Annotated in this window: 9 protein-coding genes; 3 read left to right on the forward strand and 6 right to left on the reverse strand. The window is 44.3% G+C overall.

Going from position 1 to position 13,227, the window contains the following annotated elements; all coding sequences use genetic code 11:
- Window positions 1-21: 21 nt before the first annotated feature.
- Window positions 22-2,196 carry an ATP-binding protein gene (locus HMPREF1536_RS10375; protein WP_044193620.1) on the forward strand — a complete coding sequence of 725 codons (2,175 nt, stop codon included), beginning with the start codon at window positions 22-24 and terminating at the stop codon, window positions 2,194-2,196.
- Here HMPREF1536_RS10375 and HMPREF1536_RS10380 read toward each other — a convergent pair.
- Window positions 2,180-3,052: a DMT family transporter gene (locus HMPREF1536_RS10380; protein WP_028730308.1), complete on the reverse strand. Its 873-nt coding sequence runs from the start codon at window positions 3,050-3,052 to the stop codon at window positions 2,180-2,182. The two genes, HMPREF1536_RS10375 and HMPREF1536_RS10380, sit on opposite strands and share 17 nt — an antisense overlap.
- Window positions 3,053-3,221: 169 nt before the next feature.
- On the opposite strand from HMPREF1536_RS10380, the gene HMPREF1536_RS10385 reads away from it, so the two are divergent.
- On the forward strand, window positions 3,222-4,196 hold the full coding sequence (locus tag HMPREF1536_RS10385; RefSeq protein ID WP_225607952.1) for a helix-turn-helix domain-containing protein: 975 nt from the start codon (window positions 3,222-3,224) through the stop codon (window positions 4,194-4,196).
- Between the two features lie 377 nt (window positions 4,197-4,573).
- Here HMPREF1536_RS10385 and HMPREF1536_RS10390 read toward each other — a convergent pair whose 3' ends face one another.
- Window positions 4,574-6,379 carry a Na/Pi cotransporter family protein gene (locus tag HMPREF1536_RS10390; RefSeq protein ID WP_028730310.1) on the reverse strand — a complete coding sequence of 602 codons (1,806 nt, stop codon included), beginning with the start codon at window positions 6,377-6,379 and terminating at the stop codon, window positions 4,574-4,576.
- 50 nt (window positions 6,380-6,429) lie between these two features.
- Window positions 6,430-8,121: a Na/Pi cotransporter family protein gene (locus HMPREF1536_RS10395; RefSeq protein WP_028730311.1), complete on the reverse strand. Its 1,692-nt coding sequence runs from the start codon at window positions 8,119-8,121 to the stop codon at window positions 6,430-6,432.
- An 83-nt stretch (window positions 8,122-8,204) separates the two neighbouring features.
- Here HMPREF1536_RS10395 and HMPREF1536_RS10400 point away from each other — a divergent pair, with 83 nt between their 5' ends.
- A complete protein-coding gene (locus tag HMPREF1536_RS10400) occupies window positions 8,205-9,872 on the forward strand; it encodes a nucleoside kinase (RefSeq protein ID WP_028730312.1) in 1,668 nt (555 codons plus the stop codon).
- Here HMPREF1536_RS10400 and HMPREF1536_RS10405 read toward each other — a convergent pair.
- The 3 genes from HMPREF1536_RS10405 to ribF are packed head-to-tail and all read right to left on the reverse strand — an operon-like array spanning window position 9,862 to window position 13,134.
- A complete protein-coding gene (locus HMPREF1536_RS10405) occupies window positions 9,862-11,142 on the reverse strand; it encodes a lipopolysaccharide biosynthesis protein (RefSeq protein WP_028730313.1) in 1,281 nt (426 codons plus the stop codon). The genes HMPREF1536_RS10400 and HMPREF1536_RS10405 overlap by 11 nt on opposite strands.
- Before the next feature lie 4 nt (window positions 11,143-11,146).
- Window positions 11,147-12,202 (reverse strand): M20 family metallo-hydrolase, encoded by a 1,056-nt coding sequence (locus tag HMPREF1536_RS10410; RefSeq protein WP_028730314.1) that lies wholly within the window; start codon window positions 12,200-12,202, stop codon window positions 11,147-11,149.
- 5 nt (window positions 12,203-12,207) lie between these two features.
- The gene (ribF, locus tag HMPREF1536_RS10415; protein WP_028730315.1) at window positions 12,208-13,134 is read right to left on the reverse strand and encodes a riboflavin biosynthesis protein RibF; all 927 of its coding nucleotides are present in this window, start codon (window positions 13,132-13,134) and stop codon (window positions 12,208-12,210) included.
- Window positions 13,135-13,227: the final 93 nt, after the last annotated feature.

A 13,227-nucleotide genomic window follows, 5' to 3' on the forward strand; every position in this document is an offset into this window, starting at 1 on the left:
GTTTATAAAGAGATACCCTATATGATGTCAACGCTAACTAAGAGTAAATATAGTCAGTTATCCAGGGAAGAGCTAATACGATTATTGGAAGCACGGGACAAAGAACAGAAAGCCAACGTAAACAGAACTTCTTCCGGATTTCCCAATATTAAACGGATTATATCGGAGGTGCTTGTCTTGTTATTCAACGAAGAAGAACAGCCGATAGAGAAATCCATGAGATTACTTCTCAACTTCTTTGAGGCGGATTGGGGGTATGTGGCTATTTTTGAAGAAGATGGCAAGACGGCAGACTTCCCTTGCGAGGTGATGAGCGAATGGGTTGAAGTCCCGAAGGAAGATCATTCCGAGCTAACCTACGAAACGATCCCGTGGATTATGGATACTGTAAAGGCCGGACGCGATATTATAATGTGTAGTATGGAGGATTTACCGCCGGAGGCACATGTCGATAAGCAGTTGCTCGAAATGCAGCGTCTCAAATCCATGCTTATTATCCCGCTCTCTTTTCATAATCAGGTGAAAGGGTTTATTGGCTTTGATTCCGTTCGGGTTCAGCGTTTCTGGACTTCGGATGATATTGAAGACTTACATATTATAGCCCGGATGTTTTCCATCATTATAGAACGGCTGCAAACACAAAACAGTCTGGAAGAGTCGAGAAAGCATCTTTCGGAACTCAGCACGAAGTTTAAACAATTTTTTAATAATCTTCCTGTCGGGGTAGAGTTGTATGATGCTGAAGGATTTCTAGTTGACCTTAATGAGGCGGATGCCCGGATGTTCGGTACCACACGGGAGGATCTTTTGGGTATCGACCTGTTTGCCAATCCGGCGATTCCTCCTCACATCCTTACCAATGTTAAACACGGGCAGCCGTTCAGTTTCCCTTTGGTTTATGATTTCAGTGCCATACAAAATACCAGTTATTACTCCTCCGCCTTTGTCGATCAGATAAAGTATCTGCAGATAAAGGGTATCGGGCTGGATGATCCTGAATTTGGCCGGGTAGGATATCTGGTGATCATATCGGATAATACGGATGTCCAGCTAAAAGCCGAACAGACCAAAAACAATCTGGCTATCCTGAAAGCTGTCCTGTTGTCCGGGCGCTCTATTGTGGGTGAGTATGATGTCGTGGATGACGAGTTGTATATCGATCCGGTTTTAAATGATCATGCGGTAAATAATCCTTTGTTCAACTATCTGAAGATGTACAATTACTTGTCTATTCAGGAGTTGCGCAACCTCGGGCAGTTCGGAGAGGAAGAGAAGAATACTATGCTACCTCTGCTGCGGGTTATTCGTGGAGAGATAAACAATTGTAGTTTTACCTATAAGCTAACTGTCGAAGATAAACTTGTCTGGATTCGTATCAATGCACAAGCCCATAAAATAAATAAAGAAGGGCAGCCCAGTAAAGTGATCTGTTATATCACTGATCTGACGGAAGAAAAAAGACTGGAGGAAAAGTTGCAACAAGCCCGTGATGAATCACGCAGGAACGAAATGGAAATGCAGAAAGCCCGGGAAGCTGATATGCTGAAATCAACCTTCCTGGCCAATATGAGCCATGAGATCCGTACTCCTCTGAATGCGATTGTCGGTTTTTCCGGCATTATTGCGGAGATGGATACCGAAGAGGATAAAAGTGAGTATGTAGAGATCATTAACAAGAATTGCGACTTGCTTCTTCGCCTGATCACGGATATTCTTGATTTCTCAAAGATTGAATCCGGAGTGATGGAATATTCGCTGAGTGATGTCAATATAAAAGAAATATGTAGCGAACAGTACCGGATACATTCACTAAAGGTGCAGGAAGGGGTGACTATGGTGTGCGATCTGGCTGCTTTGCCTGATGTAACTCTCCATACAGATCCTAAACGAGTTACTCAGATTATCTCTAATTTGTTGTCGAATGCGATAAAGTTTACCGAACAAGGTTCGATTACTCTTTCTTATACTCTAAAAAAAGATCATATCCTGTTTGAGATATCCGATACCGGAATCGGTATATCGGCCAAGCATCTTGAATCTATCTTTGAACGTTTCACCAAAGTGGACTCTTTCAGACAAGGAACAGGGTTAGGATTATCCATTTGCAAAACGATCGTTAAAGCATTGAACGGAGATATCGGTGTAAGCTCAACTCCCGGTAAAGGATCTCGTTTCTGGTTCACCTTGCCTTATTGACGAGGGCCTCTCTGGTTTGTAGCAATACGGATATGCAGATAAGTCCTAATCCGGTATAAAAAGCCGGATTTAATTCTTTTGCTTCTCCGAAAAACAGCATAGCCAGGATAATACTGTAAACCGGTTCCAGATTATAGCTGAGGTTGACGGTGAAGGCTGATATCGTTTTCAACACCTGTATTTGCAGCAGGTAGAGTCCGATCGTACAAACCAGGGCCAGCACTAGCAAATAAAGGAAATCACTCATGTCCGGCAGGATTGTTTCGACCGGAAAGAAATAGAGATATACAGGAAGCAAACAGCTTAGTCCCAGAAAACCACCGACCATTTCATATAGCAGCATTATACGTGAAGGATGCCGTACTCCTACTTTTTTATTGGTTATAGTGAATAAAGCCGCTAAAGCCGATGAAATAACGCCCACTATGATGCCTGCACGATAGCGCATATCAAATTGAAAAATCAGCAGGATCCCGGCTACGGTGATCAGGCTGAATAACAACTCCTTGATTTTAAACCTACGGTGAATGAGCAACGGTTCCAGTAAAGCGGTAAAGAACCCGACCAGCGAAAAGCAAACGACCCCGACAGATACATTCGCCATCTTGATACTTCCATAGAAAAATACCCAATGCAGACCGAGTATAAAGCCGGTACCGGCTGTTTTCAACTGTTCCTGCCTGGTGATAGATTGTAGCTTGTTGCTGATTTTCAAAATGATGAAAAGCAAAACAGCGGCAAACATCATACGATACCAGACCAGCAATCCTTCATTCAAAGAAATAAGTTTTCCGAACAGTCCGGTAAAGCCTGCCAGTAAAATAGAGATATGAAGTTTGATAAATGCCTCTTTCATCCTTCGCCCAAAATTTAACGAGTCCGGCAAATATACGACAAATTGTAGAGTAAACAACATCATCTGTCGGCTTACCTAATGTGAACATAATCAAAAGTTTTTAATATATTTGTGGAAGGTGTCAGGTTGTTTTGGCAAGCACACAGCAGGAGTTAAAGACCAATTTTGAATGAAAGATTTTAATATGAAAAATGACGTGTTGTATGAAAACCTTGTGATGGCGATCCGGGAGAAATATCCGGAGCGAGGAAAGTTGACAAATATGTTAGCCGATCTGTTGATGATAGAGAAAGAAGCAGTTTACCGGAGGTTGAGGGGAGATGTCCCGTTCACAATCTTCGAAATTGCAGCTATTGCCAATAAGCTGGATATCTCCCTCGATCATATTATCGGTTGTTCCCTGAAAAAGAGCAGGCCTTTTCAGATGAAGATGGTAAATTTCCTCCATCCAAGGGAGGAGGATTACAGGATGCTGGAACATTTTCTCGATGGCTTGAGGTATCTTAGGGATGATCCGAATTCGGAGGTGGGGGATGCCTTGAATATCCTTCCCCAATCGATCGTGTTGGGTTACAGGAATATCTATCGTTTTTATCTTTTCAAATGGATGTATCAGTGTGGTGATCCTGTACCGGTAAAATATAGTGAAATAACTCCTCCCGACAGGCTTTTGATGATTAATCATGAGATCGTAATGGAAGTAAGGCAGGCTGCCAATGCCTACCATATAATAGACAACATGACATTCCGGTATCTGGTGAACGATATTAAATATTTTGCCAGCATCTATCTTATTACCGATGAAGAAATAGAATTATTGAAAAGGGAGTTGCATAAATTCCTCGATGATATGGAGGTTCTGGCTGCTCGCGGATGTTGGGAAGAAGGCAAGAATGTTCATTTTTTTGTCAGTAGTATCAACTTTGAAACCAGTTATAGTTATGTGGAAACCCGTAACAGCCATGTAACTATGCTTAAGTCGTTTACCTTGAATGATGCAACTTCATGTGATGAGGAAATCTTTCAGCGGATGAAAAAGTGGTTGCAATCCCTTATCCGGACATCTACCCTTATCTCGAAAAGCGGGGAGAAAGACCGCATCATGTTTTTTGAACAGCAACGAAAAATTGTAGACACACTGTAAGTGTTCCCGATTCGGAAAATCTCCTGTAAAGACCTCTTTTGTGTTAATTTTAGTAGTTTTTGATTATAGTGTATATAGTTTTGTGTTCGATAACATTTTTTGGAGAAGAACGCGGCTGGACTTAACATATATTGTCTGTAAAAGACTTGACAAACGCTTGCTGCAGCCTTATCTTTGTATCGTGGTTTTTTCATAATAGTATTAGATTTAAGGTTAACAAAGTTGGTTAGGGCTTGTCGTGAGACAGGCTTTAATTGTTTATAGACCTTTCCTTATTGCTGAATAATCTCAGTAATTTATCCTCTTTCTATATTGAAAAAGTCCCGATCTTATGTAAGACCAGGACTTTAAAGTGTGTTATGCCAACAAATATGCGATTATATTTTCTTTTCGATAACTGCCTGGACAACATTTAGAATGTAGTCAGCCAATTTTTCAGATTCGGCGATAAGATCCATATAGTAAACGCCATCCTGATATTGGTATACTTTGTTGTTTACATCTTCCATATTATGGCTCTTCAACTGATTACGATAATTGTTTATTTCGTTTTCAATATTGTAAGACTGGTTGATGTCGTCATGTTCCACTTCAGGCATATGCAGGATTTGATTCATGCGGGTTAATGCCTTTTCCACCAGGGCGAACATCTGATCTATATTGTGATTTTGACCGTCTGTAAACTCCGATTTGCCTTCATTGCGGCGTCTGATCCCACGTGCCAGGTTGTTACAGGAGTCGGCAATACTTTCTATTTCCGTTACTGTACGCAGCATGACGCGGATTTCTTCTTTACCTTCCGAGCTCAGACGTCCTTCTGCAACGAATGTCAGATAGTTGGCTATCTCGATCTCCATACGGTCGCTGATGTTCTCGTACTTCTCGATACGGCTGTATATCTTCAGGAAATTGTCTTCGTTCTTTTCGTAAATCAGTTCTTTAACCATTCCGAACATACGTTGTGTACGTTCGCCGAATACTGCGATTTCTTTCTTGGCCTGCATCAATGATAATTCAGAGGTGGAAAGCATACCTGAAGGAATGTATTTCAACTGGAATTCTTCTTCGTCGCTTACATTCTTCGGCTTGATAAGAGCGGAACAAACGTATACGTAGAACTTCACAAACCAGATCATGATACAAACGTTCGTTATATTGAATACGGTATGGAAGAGGGAAAGACCGTATGAAACGGAAACTTGTAATGTCATCAGCTGCTTTTGCAAGGCAAGCAGGTGTGGATCTGTGATCTGTGCACTGGAAGTGATCAGCGAGATCGTCTTCGGATCGAGTGTGCTAAGGAACTGGGTCATTTCGTTCGGATCGCCGGGGCCGTAGTTGGTTACGATCCAGGAGATCATATTGGTGAACGGATAGAACAAGGCCATCACCCAGCATACGCCAAATACGTTGAACATCAGGTGGGCAATTGCTGCACGACGGGCAGAGACGTTGGCCGAAATAGCCGCGATATTAGCGGTAATAGTTGTTCCGATGTTTTCTCCCAATACCATAGCAGCCGCCATTTCAAAAGGAATCCATCCCTGCGTACACATGATCAATGTGATGGCTACGGTTGCACTGGATGATTGTACGATGACTGTGAGGATAGTTCCTAAGAGCAGGAATATAAGGAGGGAAGGATATCCCAGGGAGGTGTAATCTTGTAGAAAAGAAAGGATTTCAGGGTTGCTTTGCAAGTCGGGGACAGAAGATTTCAAATAAGACAGCCCCATGAAAAGGAATGCAAAACCCATTAAAAACTCACCCCATGACTTCCGTTTGCTTTTACCGGAGAATATTAACGGGATACAAATACCGATAAGTGGCAGGGAAAAGACACTGATGTCTACTTTAAAACCAAAGAGTGAGATAATCCATGCCGTAACCGTCGTACCGACGTTGGCTCCCATGATAACGCTGATTGATTGGGTCAGTGTCAGAAGTCCTGCGTTAACAAAACTAACAACCATCACGGTAGTAGCACTTGATGACTGAATAAGTGCAGTGATCAGTATCCCGGTCAGCACACCTGTGAAACGGTTAGTCGTCATTACCGAGAGGATGCTGCGTAGCTTGTCTCCCGCGACTTTCTGTAAACCTTCACTCATCACTTTCATTCCGTATAGGAACATACCTAATGCTCCTACAAGCGTAAGAAAATCAAAAAAAGAATAGTCCATTTATGTAAATTTAAGTGGATAAATATCCGATTAAAATGAATGTATGCATATTATATTTTCTTCTCGATAACAGCTTGGACAACATTTAATACGTAATCACCTAACTTTTCGGCTTCACTGATGATATCCATATAATATACCCCGTCCTGATACTGGTAGTCCTTATTATTGATATCTTCTACGTTATGTTGTTTCAGCAGATTGCGATAATTGTTTATTTCATTCTCGATATTGTACGACGGGTTGATATCGTCACGACTCAACTCCGGCTTTTTCAGTACCGAGTTCATTTGCAGCAGTGCCTTCGTAACCAGCTCGAACATCTTGTCTATACTATGGTTCTGCTTGTCGGTAAAGACAGACTTCCCTTCGTTCCGGTGTTTGATCGTACGTGCCAGATTATTACAGGAGTCGGCTATGCTTTCTATTTCCGAGACGGCGCGGAGCATGATGCGGATTTCTTCTTTACTTTCCGAGCTAAGGCGGTCTTCCGCTACCAGGGTGAGATAGTTGGCTATCTCAATCTCCATATGGTCGCTGATATTCTCGTACTTTTCGATCCGGTTATACGTTTTCATGAAGACATCTTCGTCTTTTTCATAAAATGCGTCCTTCACCATGTTGAACATACGGGTAGTCCGTTCCGCAAACAGAGATATTTCTTTATTTGCCTGTAATATAGATAGTTCGGCTGTGGATAGCAGACCTCCGGTTATATAACGCAGGCGGTACTCCTCGTCTTCCGGCTTTGCTTTGATCACGAAACAAACTAACCGTTCGATCGGTTTTATGAACCATATTAAAATTAATACATTGCAGATGTTAAAAGCAGTATGGAACGCAGAAAGCGTATAGGTGATCGAAATCTCTTTCGGAGTATTCGGAGCCAGATAATTGACGATACCAGAAACGGCATCTATGAACGGATGGAAGATACAGAGTATCCAGATGATCCCGAAGAAGTTGAATATGAAATGGGCGAAAGCAGCCCTGCGTGCCTGGGCATTCCCGGTAAGCGCCGCTATATTGGAAGTCACGGTTGTACCGATATTTTCTCCCATGACCAACGCAATACCCAGATAGAGATCCAGTACCCCGCTCGAACATAATATTAATGTAATAGCCATGACGGCAGCCGACGACTGGACGGCCATCGTTATGATACTTCCCACCAGCAGGAACAACAATACGGAGAACATGCCCCATTCCTTGCAGGAAGTGATGAAAGTAAGGATTGCTTGGTTGTGTTCCAGATCCATATGCATCGCATTCTCCCTCAAGGTCGTCAACCCTAAAAACATAAAAGCGAATCCGAATACGAATTCGCCGAATGACTTGCGTCCGCTTTTCTTCGAAAAAGTTAAAGGAAGAGCTATTGCGAACAGCGGGAAAATGATATTGGACATGTTGAACTGGAAGCCGAAAATAGACATGATCCAGGCTGTGACCGTTGTCCCTATATTGGCTCCCATAATAACGGAGATGGCCTGTGCTAAAGTCAGGAGTCCCGCATTCACGAAGCTTACGGTCATAACGGTGGTAGCGGTTGAAGATTGTACTGCGGCCGTAATAAACGCACCCGTGAGCAATCCGGTGAACCGGTTGGTTGTCATGGCGCCTAGGATATTTCGCAAATGATCTCCCGTCAATTTCTGGAGACCTTCGCTCATAACTTTCATTCCGTACATTAATAGCGCAAGTGATCCAAGCAGTTTAAGTACGGTAAAAATTGTATTATCCATCAAAAAATAGTTATACGTAGATGTATATCCGATTAATATTCCTAACTTTAGTGAGCAAAACTACAAATAATAACTGATATAATATGTCTGAAACAATCACAATTTATTGCAAAAATAACAATACTTATAAAGAAGTCCCTATGGGCTCTTCTTTATTGGATATCTATACGACGATGGGAGCGCCTTTGCGTTACCGTCCGATGAACGCAAAAGTGAATAACAAGGTAGAAGGGCTGAATTTCCGTTGCTGGCATCCGAAGGATGTTGAGTTTGTGGATTATACGCAGTCTTCGGGGCTTCGAACTTATGTCCGTTCCCTGTGCCATATATTCTCTAAGGCGGTGAACGATGTGCTTCCTTCCGCCACGTTGAATCTGGAGCATCCGATATCGAAAGGTTACTACTGTGTAATCCATAACGGCAAGAAGATCGATACCGAAACGATCGACAAGATAAAGAAGCGGATGCGTGAGATTATCGATGCCGATCTACCTTTCCTGCATAAAACGGTTCGTACGGTGGACGCTACGGTCTTGTTCCGTGAACGGGGCATGAATGATAAAGCCCGTCTGATCGAAACAGCCGGAATGCCTTATACCTCATATTACGAACTGGACGGTTATATTAACTTCTTTTACGGCTGTCTGACTCCTTCGACCGGCTATGTCCAGCTGTTCGACATCGTCCCTTATTTCGACGGCGTATTACTCCAGATACCCAAAAGAAGCAATCCGCTGGAACTGGAACCGGCTATCCAGCAGGATAAGATGTTCGAGGCTTATAAGCAACACCTTACCTTGCAGCGTACACTGGATTTGAATAATGTAGGCGATCTGAACCGTGCCATTGAACAAGGCCATACCTCTGAACTTATTATGGTTTCGGAAGCGATGCAGGAAAAGCAGGTGGCCAAGATTGCAGAGGAAATAGCGGAGAGATATAAGGAGGGCGTCCGTATCGTCCTGATCTCGGGGCCGTCGTCTTCCGGGAAAACGACTTTCTGTAAACGTCTGGAAGTCCAGCTGATAACGAACCTGGTTCATCCGGTAGCCATCTCACTCGACGATTACTTCCTGAACCGGGAAGATACGCCGAAAGACGAAACCGGAGAGTATGACTTCGAGTCGCTCTATGCCCTCGACCTGCCTTATTTCAACAGTGAGATGAAAGACTTACTGTCTGGAAAGGAAATAGAAGTGCCCACTTTCGATTTCGGAACAGGCAAACGGATTTATAAAGGCAAAAAGCTGAAGATGCAGGAAAACTCAGTCCTGGTGATAGAAGGTATCCATGCCCTGAACCCCGAACTGACCTCGATGATAGACGATAAGTATAAGTACATGGTTTATGTCTCCGTTCTTACCTCTATCTCGCTGGACAACCATAACTGGATACCGACAACCGACAACCGCCTGTTGCGCCGTATCATCCGTGACTACCGTTTCCGGGGATATTCGGCAAAAGACACGATTGCCCGTTGGCCGAGCGTACGCCGGGGAGAAGACAAATGGATTTTCCCTTATCAGGAGAATGCGGATGCCATGTTCAACAGCGCCATGTTGTATGAGTTGGCCGCCCTGCGTAAGTTTGCCGAGCCGATCCTGGCCGAGGTACGTGAAAGTGATGACGAGAATGCGGAAGCCTACCGCCTGTTGCGCTTCCTTCGTTATTTCAACTATATCCCGGATGTAGGACTGCCCGGTACATCGCTTCTGCGTGAGTTCCTGGGAGGAGGAAGTTTCAGATATTAAGCTTCTTATGAATCCGTTTCACTAATTCATTAAAATCTTCTTTATCGGGGATGAATTCAGATAACCGTGTTCTGTTTTTTCGGCAGAATACGGTTATTGAGAATGTCAGCATGGCACAGAATGCAATACTGGAAGTGACGGCTGCCCCGACCACTCCGTAGATGGGTATCAGTATGTATCCGGCTATCAACAACGTGATAAGCCCTATGCTTGAACTGTAAGCACTGTAACGTATTTTCCCGCTTCCTATAAAATAATGGCTTAATATGCTGTTGCAACCTAAAGCAACAATCCCGGTAGCCAGACCGAAGATCACTTTCCGCATGCCTGTAAATTCGGGACTGAACAGATATTCGGTATAAACCCATTCCGGAATAAACAGAATGCAGATGGTGGTGGTTGCAATGGCACAAAAGGTAAGTTTGAATAACTTCAGCGTAATCCTTACCTGTTTGTCGGGATCGGTTGTCTGGGCTACGCTGCTGTATTCGATGAAGCTGACGCTTCGGCTGATATGCCAGACACTTTCCGAGATCTTTGTACCGGCATCGAGCAAACCTACACTTCCCAAGCCCGCGAAACGCTGTATCAGGAAATAGTTCAGGCGGGTAGTCAGTACTTCTGCTATATTGTCCGCACTTCCCCATAGTCCGTAGGTGAACATCTCTTTTAATATGGAGAAGGTGGGTTTGTTGACCGGCTTATCTTCCTTTTCGGTCAAATAAGGATATAGCAGGATGCAGCTGCCTACTAATGCAATCCCATAGGTAATATATAATCCGTAAACGTAAGAAGATACTTCCTGCAAGCCGGCTATATAATAAAAGTATAGGAGAATGAAGAACAACAGTCCACCCTGCATCATATAAGTCAGGTTAAAACCAGTGATGTTATCTTTCCCGAGCAGGAAACGGGCGTTAGTCGTTATAAAAGAAGATATAATAGATAACAGGTAAATATCAATGAAGTATTCCTTTGGGAACAAGCCGAACAATAACATGGCTCCGCAGGCAATGCCTGAGCCGGCCAGCGGCCAGATGTAAGCCGGGAGCAGGATCGTATGCATGGAATAGCGGTTCATGAAATATACGATCGTATTTCCGGAAAGTACCCCATTAAATACAACCGCTATGCTGATCGATGCCAAGATAATACCCACCAAACCGACACCTTCCACCCCTAATGCTTTGGCATTAATGAAAATAAGCATCAGGTTCAGGAAAGCAATCAGGTAGCGTGTGCCTATTGTCCCCAGTATCTTTTTCAGCATATAATTATAGTTTCAATCCATCCAGCAAACGCACATACATGTCGATCGCTTCCCTGATCTCCATTAAACCGATGTACTCGTCTGCCGCATGCGAGCGGGCAGAGTTTCCCGGGCCTATCTTGACGGAAGGGAAAGGCATCAGTGCCTGGTCGCTCAGCGTAGGGGAACCGAAAGGTTCTTTCCCCATCATGACAGCCCGCTGAACGAACGGGTGATTCAGGTCTGTCCGTGTCGAGTTGAGGCGGTAGCTGCGGGCTTTCACTTCGCAACCGACCTCTTCCCGGATCAGTTCGAATAACTTTTCGTTGGGATAGAATTCGTTGGTACGGATATCTACGGTAAACTCGCAACGGTCGGGCACGACATTATGTTGCGTACCGGCATGAATGATCGTCACACTCATCTTTACCGGCCCCAGAAAGTCGCTCTTCTCCGGAAATTGATACGTGTTGAACCATTCTATCTCTTTCATGGCCAGAGTGATCGCGTTGATACCTTCGTTGCGGGCAGCATGTCCGGCTTTCCCTATGGAAACACAGTCGAGCACCATCAACCCTTTTTCAGCTACGGCCGGCTGCATGCCCGTAGGCTCTCCGACAATGGCGAAGGCGACAGGCGGTAGATCCGCCAGGGCGCTTTCAATACCGTTCTTGCCTGATACCTCTTCTTCGCACGAAGCCAGAAAGATCAGGTTATAAGCCTGCTCTTTTTCGATCAACCGGGTAAAGGCGGCATACAGGGAGACTACACTGGCTCCCGCGTCATTACTTCCAAGGCCATATAACTTCTCATCTTCACTCTCTTCGGGATTGAAAGGATCTTTTGTCCAGCCCGATGCCGGTTTTACGGTGTCGATATGGGAATTGAGCAGTAGGGTTGGTTTATCCAGGTCAAAACCGGGAGAGACAATCCACAGGTTGTTACCTTTACGATGTACCGTATGTCCGGCCGACTGCCATGTCTGTTGTAGAAAGTCGGCTACCGCCGCTTCGTCTCGGCTGAAAGAAGGCCGGCTGATCATTCCTTTTAAAGTATCTATTGCTTCGTAGTAAAGTTCCATCTTGTTTATTCCGTTAATAATTTACCGACCGTATTCCGGTCTTTACCCAATTGCTCTTTCAGTTCTTCCAGCGAACCGAATTTGATATCTCCCCGTACATAATATATAAACGCAACGGTTATTTCGTTATTGTAAATATCTCCGGAGAAGTCCAATATATTCACTTCCAGCGTGATATTGCTGCCATTGTCCAGTGTGGGGCGGTCGCCGATGTAAAGCATCCCCTTATATTTCTCCCCATTCAAGTATACCCATACGGCATAGACACCGATACCCGGAACGATCTTGAAAGGCTCGTCCACCTGTATATTGGCAGTCGGAAATCCCAGTTTACGCCCTACTTTGTAGCCGTTTACAATCGTCCCCCGTAGTTGATACGGGTAAGTAAGCAACTTGTTCGCTTCTTCCACCCGGCATTCCGTCAACAATTTGCGGATCTCGGAAGAGCTGACAGCCGTACGCCCTTCGTCGTAGGGAGACGCTTTTACCACTTCCATCCCGCAGGCGGCTCCATAGGTGACATACTGCTCGAACCCATCTGTCCGGTCATGCCCGAAACGATGGTCGTAACCGATCAGCAGGGCTTCCACATGCAGCTTGTCGGCCAGCACGTTGCTGATAAATTCACGGGCAGTCAGGTGCGATAGTTCGATCGTAAAGTCGAGCACGATACAATAATCGATCCCCGTCGAGGCCAGCTGTTCCAGTTTCTCCTCAAACGAATTGAGTAACTTCGGCTGATAATCGGAATGCAATACGGCACGGGGATGTTCCGGGAATGTGATCACGGCCGAAGGCAGATCGCGCGCCTGCGCAACCTCTTTCAGTTCATTAATAAGAAACCTGTGTCCCAGGTGTACACCGTCAAAGAACCCGATGGTGGCAGCCAGTTTCTTCCCTTTCAATAACTCCGTATCTCTAACAACTATCATTTTTCTTTTCTTTCGCTCGTTCAATGGAAAGACAAAAGTACATAAAGAAGGAAATTAATCGTACATTTGACCTATCTATTAACAGATATATCT

It is taken from the genome of Parabacteroides gordonii MS-1 = DSM 23371 (genome assembly GCF_000969825.1).
Lineage (GTDB): Bacteria > Bacteroidota > Bacteroidia > Bacteroidales > Tannerellaceae > Parabacteroides > Parabacteroides gordonii.